This is a genomic window from Pseudomonas sp. 18173 (assembly GCF_050432945.1).
Classification (GTDB): Bacteria; Pseudomonadota; Gammaproteobacteria; order Pseudomonadales; family Pseudomonadaceae; genus Aquipseudomonas.
This window is the reverse complement of the sequence record NZ_JBKFTN010000007.1, coordinates 157,607-175,535: the sequence shown is the minus strand read 5'-3', so window position 1 is coordinate 175,535 and position 17,929 is coordinate 157,607. Positions and strand designations below refer to the sequence as shown.

The 17,929-nt window shown below is 59.9% G+C and carries 18 protein-coding genes; 4 read left to right on the top strand and 14 right to left on the bottom strand.

What is annotated here, in order from left to right; genetic code table 11:
* Positions 1 to 6 precede the first annotated feature (6 nt).
* On the top strand, positions 7 to 369 hold the full coding sequence (locus ACLD1X_RS10805) for a YgaP family membrane protein (protein ID WP_429367454.1): 363 nt from the start codon (positions 7 to 9) through the stop codon (positions 367 to 369).
* A gap of 116 nt (positions 370 to 485) precedes the next feature.
* On the opposite strand, the gene ACLD1X_RS10800 is transcribed toward ACLD1X_RS10805, so the two are convergent.
* A complete protein-coding gene (locus tag ACLD1X_RS10800; protein WP_429367452.1) occupies positions 486 to 1,715 on the bottom strand; it encodes a hypothetical protein in 1,230 nt (409 codons plus the stop codon).
* A 35-nt stretch (positions 1,716 to 1,750) separates the two neighbouring features.
* Entirely contained in the window at positions 1,751 to 2,200 is a 450-nt protein-coding gene (locus ACLD1X_RS10795; RefSeq protein WP_429367450.1) for a YcgN family cysteine cluster protein, read from the bottom strand.
* 164 nt (positions 2,201 to 2,364) lie between these two features.
* On the opposite strand from ACLD1X_RS10795, the gene ACLD1X_RS10790 reads away from it, so the two are divergent.
* The gene (locus ACLD1X_RS10790; RefSeq protein WP_429367448.1) at positions 2,365 to 2,958 is read left to right on the top strand and encodes a nitroreductase family protein; all 594 of its coding nucleotides are present in this window, start codon (positions 2,365 to 2,367) and stop codon (positions 2,956 to 2,958) included.
* A 125-nt stretch (positions 2,959 to 3,083) separates the two neighbouring features.
* On the opposite strand, the gene ACLD1X_RS10785 is transcribed toward ACLD1X_RS10790, so the two are convergent.
* The 6 genes from ACLD1X_RS10785 to ACLD1X_RS10760 form a co-directional block, all read right to left on the bottom strand.
* A complete protein-coding gene (locus ACLD1X_RS10785; RefSeq protein WP_429367446.1) occupies positions 3,084 to 4,016 on the bottom strand; it encodes a D-2-hydroxyacid dehydrogenase in 933 nt (310 codons plus the stop codon).
* Positions 4,017 to 4,135: 119 nt separating this feature from the next.
* On the bottom strand, positions 4,136 to 4,429 hold the full coding sequence (locus ACLD1X_RS10780) for a YcgL domain-containing protein (protein ID WP_429367444.1): 294 nt from the start codon (positions 4,427 to 4,429) through the stop codon (positions 4,136 to 4,138).
* A complete protein-coding gene (rnd, locus tag ACLD1X_RS10775) occupies positions 4,426 to 5,559 on the bottom strand; it encodes a ribonuclease D (RefSeq protein WP_429367442.1) in 1,134 nt (377 codons plus the stop codon). Before rnd ends, ACLD1X_RS10780 begins: the two co-directional genes overlap by 4 nt.
* Positions 5,560 to 5,682: 123 nt before the next feature.
* On the bottom strand, positions 5,683 to 6,333 hold the full coding sequence (locus ACLD1X_RS10770) for a class I SAM-dependent methyltransferase (RefSeq protein WP_429367440.1): 651 nt from the start codon (positions 6,331 to 6,333) through the stop codon (positions 5,683 to 5,685).
* A 72-nt stretch (positions 6,334 to 6,405) separates the two neighbouring features.
* Positions 6,406 to 8,055, bottom strand: a complete 1,650-nt coding sequence (locus ACLD1X_RS10765) for a phosphoethanolamine transferase (RefSeq protein ID WP_429367560.1) — start codon at positions 8,053 to 8,055, stop codon at positions 6,406 to 6,408.
* A 190-nt stretch (positions 8,056 to 8,245) separates the two neighbouring features.
* The gene (locus ACLD1X_RS10760) at positions 8,246 to 9,628 is read right to left on the bottom strand and encodes a glutamine synthetase family protein (RefSeq protein WP_429367438.1); all 1,383 of its coding nucleotides are present in this window, start codon (positions 9,626 to 9,628) and stop codon (positions 8,246 to 8,248) included.
* 636 nt (positions 9,629 to 10,264) lie between these two features.
* Between ACLD1X_RS10760 and ACLD1X_RS10755 the strand changes: the two genes are divergently transcribed.
* Together ACLD1X_RS10755 and ACLD1X_RS10750 are read left to right on the top strand one after the other, a co-directional pair.
* Positions 10,265 to 11,182, top strand: a complete 918-nt coding sequence (locus ACLD1X_RS10755; RefSeq protein ID WP_429367436.1) for a DMT family transporter — start codon at positions 10,265 to 10,267, stop codon at positions 11,180 to 11,182.
* A 114-nt stretch (positions 11,183 to 11,296) separates the two neighbouring features.
* On the top strand, positions 11,297 to 12,235 hold the full coding sequence (locus tag ACLD1X_RS10750) for a LysR family transcriptional regulator (RefSeq protein ID WP_429367434.1): 939 nt from the start codon (positions 11,297 to 11,299) through the stop codon (positions 12,233 to 12,235).
* 3 nt (positions 12,236 to 12,238) lie between these two features.
* Here the strand turns inward: ACLD1X_RS10750 and ACLD1X_RS10745 are convergent, their stop codons facing one another.
* The 6 genes from ACLD1X_RS10745 to ACLD1X_RS10720 form a co-directional block, all read right to left on the bottom strand.
* Positions 12,239 to 12,604, bottom strand: a complete 366-nt coding sequence (locus ACLD1X_RS10745; RefSeq protein WP_429367432.1) for a 5-carboxymethyl-2-hydroxymuconate Delta-isomerase — start codon at positions 12,602 to 12,604, stop codon at positions 12,239 to 12,241.
* Positions 12,605 to 12,662: 58 nt separating this feature from the next.
* Positions 12,663 to 13,589 (bottom strand): LysR family transcriptional regulator, encoded by a 927-nt coding sequence (locus ACLD1X_RS10740; RefSeq protein ID WP_429367430.1) that lies wholly within the window; start codon positions 13,587 to 13,589, stop codon positions 12,663 to 12,665.
* Positions 13,590 to 13,675: 86 nt separating this feature from the next.
* Positions 13,676 to 15,772, bottom strand: coding sequence for a DUF6311 domain-containing protein (locus ACLD1X_RS10735; protein ID WP_429367428.1), 2,097 nt, complete (start codon positions 15,770 to 15,772; stop codon positions 13,676 to 13,678).
* The gene (locus ACLD1X_RS10730) at positions 15,769 to 16,155 is read right to left on the bottom strand and encodes a GtrA family protein (protein WP_429367426.1); all 387 of its coding nucleotides are present in this window, start codon (positions 16,153 to 16,155) and stop codon (positions 15,769 to 15,771) included. The genes ACLD1X_RS10735 and ACLD1X_RS10730 overlap by 4 nt, the downstream gene beginning before the upstream one ends.
* Positions 16,152 to 16,862: a class I SAM-dependent methyltransferase gene (locus ACLD1X_RS10725; RefSeq protein ID WP_429367424.1), complete on the bottom strand. Its 711-nt coding sequence runs from the start codon at positions 16,860 to 16,862 to the stop codon at positions 16,152 to 16,154. The genes ACLD1X_RS10730 and ACLD1X_RS10725 overlap by 4 nt, the downstream gene beginning before the upstream one ends.
* Positions 16,863 to 16,865: 3 nt before the next feature.
* Positions 16,866 to 17,831: a glycosyltransferase family 2 protein gene (locus ACLD1X_RS10720; protein WP_429367422.1), complete on the bottom strand. Its 966-nt coding sequence runs from the start codon at positions 17,829 to 17,831 to the stop codon at positions 16,866 to 16,868.
* Between the last annotated feature and the right edge of the window lie 98 nt (positions 17,832 to 17,929).

Sequence of the window (17,929 nt, the reverse complement as noted above, 5' to 3'; positions counted from 1 at the left end):
CAGACCATGAGCGAACTCAAACCCGTCGAGCGTATCGAATCCACCCCGTTCCAGAGCCCCTCCGGGCAGAACGTGCAGGGCTGGGAACGCATTGGCTCCGTAGCTGGCGGCGTGGTGATGGTGGGCAAGGGCCTGCGTCGTGGCGGGATCTTTGGCCTGATCCAGGTGGCCATCGGCGGTGTAGCCCTGGCGCGTGGCATTACCGGCCATAGCTCGGCGAAAAGCCTGCTGGAGAAAGGCCGTCAGGACATGAACAACGTGCGGGCGAAGATCCAGCGGGCGGGTGAGGAACTGAAGACGCTGAAGGCCAACGCCGAGGCGGCGACCAAAACCGCCAGCGTTACCGGCAAGCCGAAAGCCGGGGTTTGAATCCGGATTTGCGCTGAGGCAACCGGCCTCTTCGTCGGAACGCCGCCCGGAGCAAGCCCGCTCCCACAGGTTCAGCGCAATCCATGTGGGAGCGGGCTTGCTCGCGAATGACGGTATTACTGAATCAACTCGGTACTGAGCACCTTCGAAGACCCATTGATCACGCTCTCGCTGAGCTGAACAAACGCCTTGGTATCGATATCCCCCTGCCGCATCGCCCCGCGCAACACGTCGTCCAGCGAACGCTTGTTATGGGTTTTCAGGCGAATCTCGCGATCCAGTTCCTGCAACAACACCACCGCCCTGGCCACCTGCGCCGGGTTGATCCGCTCACCGCGCAGCGTAGTGACTTTCTGGCCCATCCTGATCAGTTTGCCGTGCAGGGTCTCGTAGCGTTCATCGCTCATGCCACCGGCCCGGCGCACCAGTTCGATCGCGTAATACTCGGCAAGGCCTTCACTGATCCAGTCACTGCGCTGCGTGCCTTTGATCCGCCCGAACACCTGTGCCAACTCACGGACCAGGGCACTGCTGCCACTTTCGCTGACCAACGGCAGGTGACTGTTGAGGTAGATCGACTCGTGCGCCGACTGGCTGCCGCGCCACATTGGATCATTGGCCCCGACAATCAGCAGTTTGCCAGGGTGACGCGGATACAGCGCCTGCACTTGCGGCCAGACGAAGGTCAGCAGCGTCAGCACATCCATTCGGCGCATCCCCTGCCCCAGTGGCGAGGCGACGGTGACTTGGGTCTCGCCCAGTCGCGTACGGCGACTGCCAAGCTGGCCAGCGAGCATCCAGCCGGTGGGCCGGTCGAACAGTCGGGAAGGGTTATCGATACGGAATTTGTTCTGACCGATGCGTGGCCACGCGGTTTCCACGCTTTTCCAGCCAGCGGGCAGCTCGAACTCAAGGCGTGAAACCAGTTCGATGCCGTCCTGTTGATCGAGCCTGGCCGCCGGTACCAGATCTTCGCCGCGCATCAACGCCCAGTTTGGCGTCATGCGCGTGTCGAAGCTGCCGTTCCTGCGCCCGTGGCTGATACTCACGCGGTAGGTCAGGCTGGCCTTGTCAGCCGTCGGGCGCCAGACACCTCGCGCCGCCTTGCCGGGGGTCAGCTGCCATTGGCCGTCGGCCTTGAAATCGCTGTAGCGGCTGCCGTCGCCGAGGTCGAAGTCCAGGCTGCGCACCGCCGCACCCTGGGCGAGCGTCAAGCGCACTTCGGCCTGATCGGTCTGCGGCAACAGGTGCACGTGATAATCCAGATTGACCTTGTTCGCTGCCCACAGGGGCGAACTCAGGGCCAGCAATCCAACACCCCACGCCTGCCGCCATCCCACAGCCATACACACTCCTTCGTGAAACGTTGAACGTCAGTCTGTCAGCCTGCTCGGAAAATCAGGTGATCTTCCCAATCGTCCTCCGGCACGCTGCCTTCGGCGAGCATGCGCCCGGACTGGGAAATCCGCTCGTGATGCACGGCATCGCGATCACCGCACACCAGGTGATGCCACAGCGGCAGGTCCTTGCCTTCGCTGACCAGGCGATAGCCGCAGGTCGGCGGGAGCCATTTGAATTCGTCGGCCTTGCCCGGCGTGAGCTGGATACAGTCCGGCACAGTGTCACGACGGTTAGGATAGTCGGTGCACTGGCAGGTTTTCAGGTCCAGCAATTTGCAGGCGATGCGCGTGTAATAAACGCTGTTGTCGTCTTCGTCCTCAAGCTTTTGCAGGCAGCACAATCCACAGCCGTCGCACAGCGACTCCCATTCCTCCTGATCGAGTTGATCGAGGGTTTTGCGTTTCCAGAACGGTTCTACTTTGGCGGCCATGGTTCGAGCATCGACATCAGGTGGTGAAAAGGCCGCCAGTCTAGTGCCCGAAGCCCCTCGGGCCAAGCATTGGCGACTGTCGGTAGAACGGGCTTGTCAGTTTTTGCGCTGACAAGTAGGGTTTTGCGTCGCTCCCACTTTCAAACGTAGCAAGGAATCTATTGATGAGTGCCAACCCACGCGTTGCCGATTACGCCATTCACCCTCAATTCACCGATCGCTGGTCGCCGCGCGCCTTCACGGGTGAAACGATCCCGGAGGAAACCCTGCTGAGCTTCTTCGAAGCCGCTCGCTGGGCACCGTCGGCCTACAATTCGCAGCCTTGGCGCTTCCTCTACGCACGTCGCGACACGCCGAACTGGGAGCGTTACCTGGGCCTGCTGAACGAATTCAACCGCAGCTGGGCGCAACATGCTTCGGCCCTGGTGATCGTGATTTCGAAAACCACCTTCGTCGCGCCTGGCGCCACCGAAGAAACCCCGGCCCTGTGGCACACCTTCGACACCGGTTCCGCCTGGGGCCATCTGGCCTTGCAGGCGAGCCTGAGCGGTTGGCACACCCACGGCATGGCCGGCTTCGATCAGGAGCTGACCCGCAAGGAGCTGAACATTCCTGAAGGCTACGCCCTGCACGCCGCTGTCGCAGTGGGCAAGCTGGGAGACAAGGCAAGCCTGGCGGACTACCTGCAAGCCCGTGAAGAGCCCAGCCCGCGTCGTCCATTGAGCGAGCTGGCGGCTGAAGGTGACTTCACCCTCTGAGCCACACTGCAAAACCAATGTGGGAGCGGGCTTGCTCGCGAATGCAGGGTTTCAGTCACTGTAATTGTCGACTGACACTCCGCTTTCGCGAGCAAGCCCGCTCCCACAGTTTGAGCGCGGAGCTTTCAATACCCGCGATCGAAATCCACTTCCCCGCGCAACGCCTCTCCCGCCTGATACGCCCGCAGGTTTTCGACAAACAGCTTCACCATCATCGACGGCGAAGTCGGGGCCGAACTGTGGCCGGTCAGCAGCAGGCCCCAGGCCGTCCAGAATGGATGACGCTGGGGCAATGGCTCCTGACGGCACACGTCGATCACCGCCCCCGCCAGGTGCCCTTCCTTCAAGGCGTCCACCAGATCCGCATCGACCACCGCCACACCGCGCCCGGCGTTGATGAACAACCCGGTCGGCTTGAATTGCCTGAACAGCGCCGCGTCGTAGATATCGTGGGTGTCCGGCGTGTTCGGCAGCAGATTGACCACGTAATCGACCTTGCCGACCAGCCGTGGCAGATCCGCCAGCGAACCGACTTCGATAAACGGTGCCTGCTCCCGCGCGCTGCTGGCAACGCCATACAACTCGACGCCAAACGGCACGAGGAATTGCGCGACACTTTGTCCGATATCACCCGTGCCGACGATCAGCACCTTGCGCCCCGCCAGGCTCTGGCCATGGCGGCTGTCCCATTTGCGCTCGACCTGGCTGACCAGTCGCGCCAGCACTTCGCGTTCGTGACCGAGCATATAGGTGAGCACGTACTCGGCCATGACCTGGCCGAAGATGCCGACTGCACGGGTCAGCCGATAGTGCCGCGGCAAGCCATCGGCCAACAGCGGCGTAATGCCGGCCCAGGTCGATTGCAGCCATTGCGGTTGATGGCCCTGGCGCAACAGGGTCGCCAGCAGATCAGGCTGGCCGAGCCACACCGGACAATCGGCGGCCTGACTGGCCAGTTCGGCGGAGTCACCGCTGGTCAGCACCTCCAGATCCGGTGCCGCCTCGCGCAACAGTTGGGCGTACACGGGGTGGTCGTGTTCAGCAATCAGGACGCGCATGCTTCAAACCTTTCAAAAACGGTGCAGACGACCGCCGACAGAGCGGTGCTCCGTCGATGCTGCCATCGCTAAAATCAATCAGTGTTTCATAACCACGCTGAACAGAGCCTGTCTGCCGCTCACATCGGATCGTTGCGACGCAACAGCTCTTCCGGCAAGTGCTCGATGTACTCGTCTTCGGCAGGCGGCATTTGCAGGTGATAACCCTGTGTTTCAAGGTTTTCCAGCACGACCGCAATGTCCTCGCGAGACAGCTTGCGCTCAGGGGTCAGCACCATGTCGAACGCATGGATGGCCTTGCCGAAGGCGGCCATCAGGGCATCCGGCACACGCTCCAGAGCGTCGCTCTTGAGCACATACAGGTACATTTCATTTCTCTTCGAGCTGCGGTAGATGGAGCAAATACGTTTCAAGGCTGTTCTCCGGCGGTGGCCAGGCTGTCGAGCAGCGCCTGGCCCATCAATTCGCGGCGCCAGCCACGCAGCGAATCAGGCAATTGGTAGGGACCATCGGGAAAGCCGCTCTTGAGCAGCGCTTCCAGGGTTTTCTTGCGCAGCATCAGTTCCGGCGCAATGTTCAGGCGCTCGGCTTCGGCCTGGCCAATGGCTTTGAGCTGCTTGAGCAGCACGGCAGCGTCCACCGGTAATGGCTCCGGTACGGCCGGCGGCCATTGATCAGGCGACACACTGCCAGAGCGCTTGATCAGATCAAGCAGAAACTTGCCGTCCTGACGCACGGTACGCGGGTGCATGTCTTCGATTTTCGCCAGGGCACCGAGGTTGTCCGGTTGCGTGCGCGCCAATGGCCACAGCGAATGCTCGCGGATAATCCGGTTGCGCGGCAGGTCACGGGCGCGCGCTTCCTTTTCGCGCCAGGCGCAGAGCTCACGCAAAACGGCGAGTTGGGCGCGGGACAGCTTCCAGGCCAGCTTGGCATCGCGATAGACCTCGTTAGGGTCGATCTCGCGGCGCAGGTTGGCCACCAGTTCGGCGCCGTCTTCCAGGACCCAGGCGTATTTGTCGTCAGACAGCTTGGGACGCAGCTTTACGAAGACCTCAGCCAAATGCACGGCATCTTCGGCCGCATAGCTGATCTGGGTTTCGGAAAGCGGGCGTTGCAGCCAGTCGGAACGGGTTTCACCCTTGGGCAGGTCGATGCCGAGCACTTCCTGCACCAGCCGCGAATAACCCATGGAAAAGCCGAGGTTCAGGTAAGCGGCAGCCAGTTGCGTATCGAACAGTGGCGCCGGCAGGCTGCCGGTCAGGCGCAGCAGGACTTCGAGGTCTTCGCTGCACGCGTGGACAACCTTGACCACGGCCGGGTTTTCCAGCAATGCGGCCAATGGTTTCCAGTTGTCGATGGTCAGTGGATCAATCAGGTAGGCGCGTTCGCCATCGCCAACCTGCAGCAGGCCGGCGATCGGGTAGAAGGTGTCGACCCGCATGAATTCGGTGTCGAGGGCAACGAATGGCAACTGCTGCCACTCGGCACACAACTGTCCGAGGCTATCGTTGTCGCGAATCCAGTGAATATCGATGGCCACACGGCTCTCCCTTGAAGAATGGCGCGCAGTATATATCGCCCCCGGCGATTTCCGCGCATCCACTGAACAAGAGCGTTAGCGAAAATTACTGCGTGACATAAAGAATAGTCCGACAAAGTCGGGCTAGCTGGTCTTACCCAGCACGTAGATCCGCATCCGCGCGCAACCGGGCAAGAAGTCCTGATGGCTGAGCAAACGGAAACCCGCCTGTTTGAACTCGCTTTCCACTTCGGCCTTGCTCGGCAACGGCCCTTCCACGCCTGAACGCCCACCCTTGAAACGACCGTCGAGGCGCACCGAGACAATGACCGTATCGCGACTGACCCGGTAAAACTCGCCCAGCATCGCCAGGCGGTGTTCCGGGTTGGCAAGGCACTGAAACAATTGCATGCAGAAAATGCAGTCGACCGCGTTCTCCGACAAGCCGATCGTGAACGCGGAACTCTGGAAGGTCTTGATCCGCTTCAACAAGCTCTGCGGGTGATGTGTACGGGCATGATCGAGGATGTCCTGGGACGGGTCCGTCGCAAGGATCACCCGATTGGCATGCTCGGCCAGCACCGCCCAGAAACGCCCCACACCGCAGGCCACGTCGAGGATCAGCCCCGGCTCGCCGGCGACCTTGAGTGCGTTGCGCACCAGGCGCTCCTCACGCCAGAGCGCCAATCGTCCGGCCAGGCCCGGTGCTTGCGGCTGAAGGCAGACGCGCGCGTGCTCCTGGTCGTAGCGCCGGGCAATCTCAAGCTCGATGGCGGAAGGGGGCTGAGCGGACATGTGCAATGGCTCTTGATTAAAGTTCTATAGGCCGCTGGTTGGCGGCCGCCAAGTGAAACAAAACCGGAGCACTCAATCTTTGGCCAACACACCGTCGGCCACTGGACCACGACATCCGGCAAACATGTCCAGATCCTGGTTGTACACTTTGCTGTCGACCTCCAGCAGCCCGAGCATGGAATGGAACAGGTTGTCCTGGCTCAAGGGCTTTTCACGACTCTGCTGCAGGCAGTGGGTATCTACCGCAAACGACTTTTTATAGCTGTCGGAGAACCACGCGAACATCGCTACATGCTTTTGCTGCTCCGGTGCCAGCATGTAAGGCGTGCCGTGGAGGAACAAGTTGTATTCCCCCAGGGACTCGCCGTGGTCCGACAGATACAGCATCGCGGTATCCACTTTGTCCTGGTTGCTGCGCAACAGATCGATCAGGGTCGACAGCACATGGTCGGTATAGACCAGGGTGTTGTCGTAACCATTGACGATACTTTCGCGACTGCAATTGTTCAGGGCATTACTCTCGCAAACCGGGGTGAAGTGCTCGAACTCTTTTGGATAACGCTTGAAATACTCCGGACCGTGGCTGCCCATCTGGTGCAGTACCAGGACCGTGTCCTTGTCCAGGGTATCGATGAAATGTTGCAATCCTTGCAGCAGGATTTCGTCGCGACATTCACTGTTGGCACACAGCGCCGGATCTTTCAGATCGCTGACATCCTCAACGGTAACGCGATCGCATGTACCCTTGCAGCCTGACTGGTTGTCACGCCAGATCACGTCGATACCCGCATGCTTGAGCACATCCAGCAGGCCTTCTTCGTTCTTTGCCTTGCTGGCGTCGTAGTCCTTGCGGCCCATGTTGGAGAACATGCATGGCACCGATACAGCGGTTTCAGTGCCGCAGGAATGCACGTCGGTGAAGGCGATCAGGCCATCTTCCTTACTCAGTTTCGGCGTGGTGTCACGGCTATAGCCAAGGATGCCGAAGTTCTCCGCCCGGGCACTTTCACCCACGACAAGTACCGTCAGGGATTTGCGCCCGTGAGTTTGCCAGGACGGATTACGCTGGGCATCTTCCCCGATTTTGACAAAGGGCTGTCGTGCAGTGGCTACTTTTTCACGCAGGAAACCCGCCGAGGCACCAATGTAGTTGCTTGGCACCACCATCAGGCGCAATTCGTGGTGATTGCGAAACAGTGAAGACAGGCCTTGATAGTTAACCAGTGCAACACCGCCAATGACGGCTGCCGAAGCAGCAGCCACCAGCACCTTACTCAATAGTTCGCGGTGCCAGCGACGATAATCAATCGGTGTCTTCCACAATAGCCAAGTCGGCAAAACACCCAGTAGCACGATATAAACAAACAGCTTGAGCGACAGTAAGTCGCGCACTTCCGTAGCATTGGTCTCGGCAAAGTTGCGCAACATGCCGGTGTCGATCAGAACACCATACTGGCTCATGAAATACGCCACGCCCGCGCTGATCATGAACAGCAGGGTCAGGACCGGCTTCAGCAGCGGCCGGAAGGCCAGCAGGGTCAGCACAATGTTGAAGGCCGCGAAGATCATCACCCCAAAGGCCACACGCATGACGATGCCTTTACCATCGGATGCGGTGATTTCGAACAAGTGCTGCCAGAGTACGAAATTGAAGCCAACTAACAAAAATGCGCTGGCAATCAGTGTCACCCATTCGGGGCGCACAGCTTTAATCTTGAGCATGAGGTTCGGCGGGTCCTGAGAAGAAGTGCCTTCGGTAAATGTGAAAATTTCATTTACCGAGGCAGCTCTAATTTTAGATAGCCAAGCATCAATTTTTTGTGAAAAAGAAGCCAACAATTAGTCGGCTTATAAAACCTGCCTGAAACTTTCAGACTATTTGAGAATGATTCAGCTCCGCTTCAACTTCGACTCAAGCCTGGTGCAGGTACCAGCGCCAGTCCTGCTCACCGACTTCCCCCATGAATTGGCGATATTCGGCGCGTTTCACCGCCAGGTAGACTCCAAGGAACTCCCCGCCAAACGCCTCCCGGGCCCAACTCGAGCCTTCCAGCGAGCGCAATGTGGTCAGCCAGTCTGTGGGCAACAGTTTCGTGGCCTGGGCGTAACCATTGCCTTCCACCGGCGCACCGGGGTCGAGCTGTTCGCGGATACCGCGATGTATACCGGCCAGTATCGCCGCAGCTGCCAGGTAGGGGTTGGCATCTGCGCCACAAATCCGATGCTCGATGTGCCGGGAATACGCCGGCCCGCCAGGTACGCGCAGACTCACGGTGCGATTGTCCACGCCCCAGGTGGCCGCCAGAGGCGCATAGCTGTTGGCCTGGAATCGACGGTAGGAGTTGGCGTTGGGGCAGAACAGCAACAGCGAATCGAGCAAGGTACTGAGCATGCCCGCGACAGCCTGCTTGAGTAGCGGCGTTCCATCCGGGGCTTCACTGGCAAAGAGGTTGTTGCCGTCCTTGTCCGCCAGGCTCACGTGCATGTGCATCCCGGTACCGGCCAGGTCATCGAAAGGCTTGGCCATGAAGCAGGCTGTCATGCCGTGCTTGTGCGCCACACCCTTGACCAGCCGCTTATAGCGCACCGCTTCGTCCATCGCCTGCAAGGCGTCGGCGCGGTGCTCGAGGGTGATTTCCACTTGCCCCGGTGCATATTCGGAAATGGCCGTGCGGGCCGGAATCCCCTGGAGCTTGCAGGCGCTGTAGAGATCGGCCAGGAACGGTTCGATCTGTTCAAGTTCGCGCAAACCATAGACCTGGGTGCCGCGCGGTCGCCCGCCATCGACATCCCGCGCCGGTTGAGGCCGACCGTTACTGTCGCGCTGCTGATCCAGCAGGTAGAACTCCAGCTCCGCCGCCATGACCGGGTAATAGCCGTCAGCCTGTAAACCTTCGATGACTTTCGCCAATAAGTGACGGGGATCGGCAATGGTGGCGGGCATTCCTTGCGTCGGGTGCATGCTGACCTGTACGGCGGCAGTCGGTATCAGACGCCACGGCATACGCGTGAGGCTGCCGCTGAGCGGGTAGGCCCGACAGTCGATATCACCGACATCCCAGACCAACCCTGAATTTTCCACGTCATCGCCGTTGATGGTCAGCCCCAGGATGGTACTGGGCAATGGCCGTCCGCTTTCATACACCGCCAGCAACTCGTCACGGTGCAACAGTTTGCCCCGCGGCACCCCGTTGTTGTCGAGGATGAACAGCTCGAACATTTCGATATCCGGGTTCTGTTCCAGAAAGGTCAGGGCTTCAAGCCTGGTGGCAAACGAGGTGGTGGCACTGCTCATGGGAATTCTCTTTTTTCCGTGTCAGACGGGTACGCAAAAGCACCCGCACTTCAATCCCGGCATCAACCGGAACAGGTAGGGACAATCAGCGGAAAAAGCAGGCATCCGGCGGGCGCGCATGGCGGCAATGCCACAGCGCCCAGAAGGCCAGTTCAGAAGGAAGTGCAGAGAGGTTGGGTGCGGTGGCGGGCGTGAATCGACGACCAAGGCTCGACGCTCGAGCGTCGGTGGGTGCCTTGAAGTGGATTGCGACTGGCCAACCGTCCATAGGGAGAACCGCAGAAAACAGATGACCCGCAGCCTCACACGACGGATCAAGGCGTTAAATCAGGATTTGAAGAACCTTGGATGTGATCTGGCTAAACATTTGGCTGTTTAGTGATGTCCCCGTGTGGTGGCGAAATTGCGCGTGTCAGTCAACAACCGTGGTGAAACTCATGGCCTTTTCGCGAGCAGGCTCGCTCCTGCAGGGGGCTGCATTGCAGTGACTTGTATTTAATTTCCAAATACCACGCCGGAAATTCTGATTTGCGACGTCCGGACCTCGCGGGCCTAATCGGACCACGACTGTTCAAGGTCCGATCATGGAAAACACCCGCACCACCACCCGCCATATCCACTGACCCGGAGCTCGCCATGAAAACCACCGGTATAGCCGCCGCTCACGCCAGCATGCTGCTTTGGGCCTTGTTGATCGCAGCATCGTTTTCCGCAGCGGCGCAAGTCAGCCAGGCCATCGACCCGATCCTGCTGACCGGTTTACGCCTGTTATTTTGCGCCGCGGTGTTTCTGCCGCTGTTGCTGCTCAAAGGCGGTGTCGTCATGACCGCCCGCGGGTTGCTTGGTCACGCCGTGCTCGGCCTGCTGCTGGCGCTGTACTTCGGCTCACTGTTCGAGGCATTGCGCTACACCTCGGCCGTCAGCACCGGGACAATGTTCACCCTGGTGCCACTGATGACCCTGGCTTTCGAAGCCGTGCTGACACCTGACGACAGCCTGAAAAAACGCATACTGCCGATGCTCCTCGCCGCTACCGGGGCCGTGTTGCTGATCATGAAAGGCAGCGGCCCCGGCGAGTTGCCATCGCCCTATGCATTGACCGTGTACGGCATCGGCTGCCTGGCCATGGCACTTTACGGCCCGCTCAGCCAACGCCTGAAAGCCAATAGCCTCAAGGGACGCGGGCCGGTGGTCATGACGTTCTGGAACATGCTGTTCGGTGCACTGTTCCTGCTGGCGTTCTGTGGTTTGAGCGGCGGTTGGCGCTCGGCCTCACTCCTGACGCTCAACGATTTCTATTGGCTGATGTACCTGGCGGTGTTTGCCACCCTGGCGACGTTCTGGCTGTTGCACCGGGCCATCGGTGTGATCGCGCCGTCCTCGGTGATTTCCTATATCTACCTGAGCACGCTGTTCATCACCGTGTTCCACTGGTTTTGGGGGCGCCAGATGCCGCTGCCGCTGGAGTTGGCCGGTGCGGTACTGGTGGGCGTGGGCATGTTCACGCTGTTGATGTCCAGCCGCCGCGCCGTGTCGGCGATGGTCCAGGGTTGAAAAGCCATTCGGCGAATCTTCCGGCGAGGCATTTTCCCTGCTCCCTCATTCCGCTAGGATCATTCGTTCACCCTTGTACACGGTCAGCGCAAGGGACGCAGCGAGACGCAATGGATGCTGAACAGTAATTCGCTTAGAAAGCTCGACATGCAGGACCTCATGGTGTTCGTCGCCGTGTACGAGCAAAACAGCGTCACCGAGGTATCCGAGACGCTTTGCGTCAGCCAGTCCACGGTGAGTTACTGCCTGAAAAAACTGCGCACCGGCTTCGAGGACGAGCTGTTCGTCAATACCCGTGCCGGCGGCATGCAGCCCACCCGCAAGGCCGGTGCGATGTACCCTCACGTGCTGAAAATCCTCGAGGGCATCAACCTCTGTCACGCTGGCTCACCCACGTTCGACCCAGGCCTGCAACCGGTAACCTTCAACATCTGCGCACCGGAATATTTCGAGCAGCTGATCCTGCCGCGGCTGTTGAAAACCTTCGCCCTCGCCGATCTTCCGGTGATGGTCAATGTGGTCAAGCTCGAAGCCGATATTCCTGCCCAGGCGTTGCGTGAAGGCAGCCTCGACCTGGTGATGTGCTTCGGTCCGAACTTTCATCGCAGTCACGTCGATTTCAAATCGCAGACGCTGCTCGAAGATGATCTGGTGTGTGTTTTCGACAAACGTGCCACGCCGGCGGAACCACGCCTGAGCCTGCAAACCTATGTCGAACGTCGACACGTGTTCCCTACACCCTGGACGTCCGCCACCAACATGGTCGACGGCTGGCTCGCGCGGCAGTCTCGACAGCGCCGGATCGTCGCACGCGCCAACAGCTACAGCGCGGCGCTGAAGCTGATTACCGGCACCGACTATGCCCTGACCCTGCCCCGACGCATCCAGCGACTGTTGGCCGGTGCAGACACCTTCGATCACCGTGAGGCGCCCGAAGGCCTGCCGGGCTTCACCCTCGACATGCGGTGGAACCAGAGTGTCGATCAGGACAGCGCCAACACCTGGCTGCGAGAACAAGTGATCCTGGCCTGCGTCGAGCAGGAAACCGCCTGAGACTCAGTGGCCGATGGCGGTCTTGCTGTAGGAATCGCGATCGATGTCGAGAATCTCCACGCACAACTGGACTTCAATGTCGCCCGGCCATTCGCACAGGTCCTGAACCACCGCCAGCAGGCTTTCAGACAGCTGTTTCTTGATTTGCGCGGAACGGCCGCTCAACAGCGCCAGCTTCACATGCACGAACGCCCGCTCGGCCAGCGCCGTGCCGACCTTGAACGTCTCGACCTTGACCGCGCGGCTCTTGATGTCGAATTCGGCAGCAAACTGACCGGAACCCACCAGCGTATTGTTCAACCGCATCAACGCCACATCGGCATTCAGATCAGTCAGGTTGGCGGTGTATTCCATGTGCAGGTGAGGCATGAGTTGCTTCCTTCAAGTGGGACGGAAAGGTCGTACATATAACACAGCGCCATCGGCTTCATTCGGGCAGCGGCAATACCGCACGCTCACTCATGAACGCCTCCAGGCGCGAACGCAACCAGCGCTCGGCAGGGTCGCTATCGACATGGCTGAGCCAGACCATGGACAGATCCAGGGTCGGTGTCTTGAAGGGAAAGGGTTCCTTGAACAGCGTTCCCGATGCCGCCATCGCCTCGGCTGTGTAGTCGGGCAGGCTGGCAATCAGGTCGGTGCCGGCAAGCAGGGCCGGCAATGCACTGTACTGCGGCACCGAAAGCACCACCTGGCGCGTGCGACCGATATCCGCCAGCCACTCGTCGGCATAACCACTGACGTTGGCGGTATGGGACACCAGCACGTGCGGTCGCGCGCAATATTCATCGAGGGTCAACGGCGTATCCGAGGCATCGGCGCGCAAAATGCTCGGCAGGATGTGCCGTAGCAACTTGCGCTTGGCATTGGCCGGCAAGCCGCGGGTCTGGCTGATACCCACCGTGATATCGCCGGACGCCAGCAAATCGGGAATTCGCCAGTAATCGACATGCTGCACCACAAACACCACGTTGGGTGCCTCCTGGCGCAGGGCTCGCAGCAATGGCGGCAACAGCCCGAATTCGACATCGTCGGACAACCCGATGCGGAACGACATCGTGCTGCTGGCCGGGTCAAAATCATGGGTCAGGCTCAGGGCCACGGACAAGGAGTCCAGCGCCGGCGACAGGTGCTTGATGATCTCCTCGGCCCGCGCCGTCGGCTCCATGCGATGGCCAACGCGTATGAACAGCGGATCATTGAACATCGCACGCAAGCGGTTGAGCGCGGAGCTGATGGTCGGCTGACCGAGAAACAGCTTTTCCGCCACCCGGGTGACATTGCGCTCGAGCATCAGTGTTTCGAATACCACCATCAGGTTGATATCGGCCTTGCGTAGTTCGTTGCGATTCATCCAATGCTCCCCTGACTCCCAGACTCGCAGCAGTGTAGAAAGTCCCCGGGGCCGACGTCCATCGATACGCGCAGTCGCAGGGGCGATCAGTGAACGGTCAGGGTTTTCAATCCCAGCCCCATGACTCGCGTGTCATCGTTCAACCCCAGGCTTTGCGGGCTGATGGCATCGGGTAAATGCAGGTGGATATTCAGTATCCCGTCATCCGCCAGCGTTTCCCGAATGGCCGCCGTGAGCGGGATGTTCAATCGATTGCCTTGAGCCTCCGTAAGGCGCGTCGACAGGACTTCTATGCCATTGAAACTGACGGTAACCCGTTGGCTGACGTTCGGTGGCCAGACGAACGCCATCGCGTCAATGACGATCGAGCTTGTCCGGGGGGCTACCCGCAGGACGATTTCAGCCTCATGCCCGTCACTCCATGTCCCCCAGGCTTCCGGGGCGGCCCAGCCCTTTCCCAGTTGCCGGGTCTTGTGGTTGAACGCCTTCACGACTCCCGGTTCACTCCTGAGAACGGATGACATCGCTTGCCCTTCATCGTCCATCGCCAAACATTGTGCACAGTGCTTCCAGCCAGGGGCCAGCACGACAAAATCGTCGACCCTCGTCAGCAGGTCGGTATCGCTGTGAACGTTGTTGATGGCAACGTCCAGCGCGTCGTCATCGAGGATGTACAGCGAATCGGCCTCATACTGGCCAGTGGCGAGCCTGCGCTGCGCGTCGTCTTGCGCGCTATCGAGCGCGGACGAACTCATGCGCCCCATGTACACGGCATCCGTCTTCAACCCATGGCGCGCGGCGAAATCGGCAATGGCCAGCCACTGGTCGGGCTGGTTCCTCGGCGTCATTGCGCGGATGTTTTTGTAATGACCGGCCGCGCTGCTCCAGAACTGATCCTGCATGGGGCTGGCCCAGGCCGCAGTCTGCGGCAGCATTTTCATCGTCCTCATGCCTGCCCAGCCAACGCGGGTATCGACGATTTGCGTCACCAGCGCCGCCGCCAGCAACGCCATGGCGATTCGCGGTCGATAGCCGCGCACTACAAGGAACGTGACGAGCACCACAATGGCGTAGAACACCGGCCAGAACATCCGTCCCGAGGCGCGAAAGATACTCGCCAGGTCAACCAGAAAGTCGGGCAGCGGATAATGAAAAGCCAGCCTGCCGAAACCGACCTGATTCGATAGCGCGAACAGCGTCAGCCCGATCAACGCCCATGGCAGCAAGGGTCGACTGCGCAGCAAGACTCTCAATGAAATGTCGCTTCTGAACCAGGCAACGCCAGCCAACGGCACCAGCAACAAAACACCGAGCCCCAGGTAATTGAAACCCTCGTAATCCCCCCCGCCCTGCGTAATGTTCGGCATTACCGCCGACCAGCCATTCGGATCGAACGGAGCCACCAGATTCATGCGAAACCAGCCAAAACCGGCCCCGGCCGCACCGTCGGCAATGCTGAAATAGCCGGCCTGCCAGCAGCACACACTCACCAACGCAAACAAGCCTGCCAATTCGATCAGCCCCTGACGACGGGACAGCTTGCCGATCAACAGCTTGCCGAACAAATCGGCCACCCAGATCAGCGCCACCATGGCCAACAAGTACGCGTGCACCAGGGCCGTTGCAGCCAGCAGTGCGCCCCAGGCCAGGCGTCGTCGTTGAAGCGCCGGATGCAACGCCAGGTACAAGGCGGCCAGGATGAGAAAGTGCCCCGCCAGGGACAGGTGCCAGCCCATACGAAAAAACATCGGCGGCGAGAACACGAACAGGCCCGCCCCCAGCAGGCGCAGCATAGTGTTGCCGGTCATCAGGCCGAGCAGTTTCCAGGCAAACCAGGCCTGCAGAACGAAACAGGCCAACAGCCACAAGCCGAGATACTGAAAGGTCTCCGGCAGCCAGGCATCGAAGGGTTTGAACAGGAGCGCCAGCAGCGGATTGGAGTCAGAGAAAATGATCGCACTGCCCAGTTCCAACCCATAGGAAGGGTTGAGCCCGAGTGGAAATGACCAGGGCGCATGACGGAAATACACCCACCCCAGGTAATGCGTCGCCGGATCACCGTCCTTGAGCCAGGCTATGTTTTGCGGATCCAGCACCCGTGGTCCGATGACCAGAAAAAACGCCAGCACGCCCAGCAACAACGGTAGCAGCGCGAGGGCCCGATGCTCGCTCCCCCCCCTCATCGATACGTCCAGACGTTATGCAGCACAAAGGTGAATGCCGGAATGATCAGCGCGACGGCGCCGATGCCCAGCAAGTAGTGCAGCCCCGCCATTTGCGCAGCCCAGGCAACCAGCATGGCCAGCAAAAAACCGCCGAAGGAGACCAGCATGAAACGCGTCAGGGTGCCGCCATGCAATCGGGCAGAAAAGCTCCAGGTCGTGTTGATGACGTAGGACACCACCGTCGCCACGGCAAATGCGACACCGTTGGCAAGCGGCGGTTTGGCGATGACGAAGTTGATGAACAGGATTGCGACCAACGCATGCAGGGCGGTCACGAACAGTCCGGTCACGGCAAAGCGCACACCGCGTTGGATCAACGCTTGTTTTTCAAGTGATGTCACGGTTTTCGCGCCAGCACGAACACGCTCAAACCCGCCAGTCGATTGATGCCCATCAATGGCAACTCGAGTTTGCACAGGGTCTTGAGCAGCGTGTTGATCAGCCAATGATGGCGCTTGAGCTGCGAGCGAGGCATCGAACCCTGCGGTCCCTGGGGCAGCAAGCGCGATGCAGCGGCAAGGGGCAGCACTGCACCAAAATAATAGGCACCGCGCTGTACCGACAAACCCGCGCCCCGGGCCAGGGTTTCAAGTTGGCTCAGGGTGTAGCGACGCTTGTGTTCGAGAAAATCGTCGTGGCCACTCCAGAGAAACTGGAAGGCCGGCACGGTCATCAGGAACCGGCTGCCCGACGGCACTGTGTCGACGTAGGCCTTGAGCAGACCAAGGTCATCGTCGACATGCTCCAGTACGTCCATCAACAGTACCAGATCGGCGTCGACGGTCTCGACGCTGCGGCGGTAGTGCACCGGCTTGCCAGCGGTGGTCGCGCTGGAATCGGCGGGGTAGCTGATATCGACGCACCAGGCCTCATGCGCATCGGTGTGGGTCAGCAGATGGTGGGTAAAGAAACCGGACCCGGCACCGACGTCGAGAATCCGCTTGATCGGCGTGTCACCCAGCAGACGGCGGGTCGCTGCCGCTTTCGAACAGTAATACCAATGCTCGCCGATACTATCGCCGAGGATGTCGGTTTCCTTGAGGTCCATGCGCTAGTCCTTTGGGTCGTAGACGCGGCGCACGAGAAAAACCGGCCGACGCTTGGATTCGATATAAGTGCGGCCCAGATACTCACCGAGTACGCCGATACCGATCAATTGCAGGCCTCCCAGGAACGTTACGGCGACCATCAGCGAAGCGTAACCAGGCATATCGACGCCGTGGATCAGCGTACGCAGCACGATAAATGTGGCAAACGCGAAAGAGACGAGCGACACCAGCGCCCCTATGTATGTCCAGACTCGCAAAGGCTCGGTACTGAAACTGGTGATGCCTTCCAGTGCAAAGTTCCACAATCGCCAGCCGTTGAATTTAGTCTGGCCCGCCACCCGCTCGGGTCGCCTGTAATCAACGTGGGTGGTGCGAAACCCGACCCATGCGAACAGGCCTTTCATGAATCGCCGGGATTCGGGCATGGTCAGCAAGGCATCGACCACACAGCGATCCATCAGGCGAAAATCCCCGACATTTTCCGGAAGCGGCTGCTCGGCGATCGTGTTGTGCAGGCGATAGAACCAGTAGGCGGAAGCCTGTTTGGCCCACGTGTCGCTACGACGGTTGATGCGGTGACCGAGTACCACTTCATAGCCCTCTCGCCAGCGCTCGATCATCTGCAAAATGACTTCTGGCGGGTCCTGCAGATCGGCGTCGATCGGCACCACGATCTGCCCGGTGGCGACCTGCAAACCGGCGGACAATGCCGCTTCCTTGCCGAAGTTGCGACTCAGGTCAACGATGCGCAGGCGCGAATCGTGCTGCTGGCGCTCAAGCAGGCGCGCCAGCGTGGCGTCAGTGCTGCCGTCATTGATGAACACCAGCTCAAGCGTGATCAACGCCTGTTGCCCAAAGACCTCATCAATGCGCAGGAGAAAGGCATCGAGGCTGTCCTCCTCGTTAAAAACCGGGACAACCAGCGATAACGTCACTTGGGTGGACAGTTGCGTTCCGTGCTCAGTCAATGGAGTGCTCTTTTTATAGTGATTGTCGGTCGCCAAAAGATCCTGGACGCCATGAGCGCTTCTGTATTAAGCAGTAGCCCTGACGGGGTTGCAAGGGT

Coding starts and splice junctions, on each gene's coding strand:
- ACLD1X_RS10735 (WP_429367428.1), bottom strand. CDS start 15,772: ATGAGGGGGGGGAGCGAGCATCGGGCCCTCGCGCTGCTACCGTTGTTG.
- ACLD1X_RS10750 (WP_429367434.1), top strand. CDS start 11,297: ATGCTGAACAGTAATTCGCTTAGAAAGCTCGACATGCAGGACCTCATG.
- ACLD1X_RS10740 (WP_429367430.1), bottom strand. CDS start 13,589: ATGAATCGCAACGAACTACGCAAGGCCGATATCAACCTGATGGTGGTA.
- ACLD1X_RS10785 (WP_429367446.1), bottom strand. CDS start 4,016: ATGCGCGTCCTGATTGCTGAACACGACCACCCCGTGTACGCCCAACTG.
- ACLD1X_RS10805 (WP_429367454.1), top strand. CDS start 7: ATGAGCGAACTCAAACCCGTCGAGCGTATCGAATCCACCCCGTTCCAG.
- ACLD1X_RS10795 (WP_429367450.1), bottom strand. CDS start 2,200: ATGGCCGCCAAAGTAGAACCGTTCTGGAAACGCAAAACCCTCGATCAA.
- ACLD1X_RS10755 (WP_429367436.1), top strand. CDS start 10,265: ATGAAAACCACCGGTATAGCCGCCGCTCACGCCAGCATGCTGCTTTGG.
- ACLD1X_RS10765 (WP_429367560.1), bottom strand. CDS start 8,055: ATGCTCAAGATTAAAGCTGTGCGCCCCGAATGGGTGACACTGATTGCC.
- ACLD1X_RS10760 (WP_429367438.1), bottom strand. CDS start 9,628: ATGAGCAGTGCCACCACCTCGTTTGCCACCAGGCTTGAAGCCCTGACC.
- ACLD1X_RS10770 (WP_429367440.1), bottom strand. CDS start 6,333: ATGTCCGCTCAGCCCCCTTCCGCCATCGAGCTTGAGATTGCCCGGCGC.
- ACLD1X_RS10800 (WP_429367452.1), bottom strand. CDS start 1,715: ATGGCTGTGGGATGGCGGCAGGCGTGGGGTGTTGGATTGCTGGCCCTG.
- ACLD1X_RS10745 (WP_429367432.1), bottom strand. CDS start 12,604: ATGCCTCACCTGCACATGGAATACACCGCCAACCTGACTGATCTGAAT.
- ACLD1X_RS10725 (WP_429367424.1), bottom strand. CDS start 16,862: ATGGACCTCAAGGAAACCGACATCCTCGGCGATAGTATCGGCGAGCAT.
- ACLD1X_RS10790 (WP_429367448.1), top strand. CDS start 2,365: ATGAGTGCCAACCCACGCGTTGCCGATTACGCCATTCACCCTCAATTC.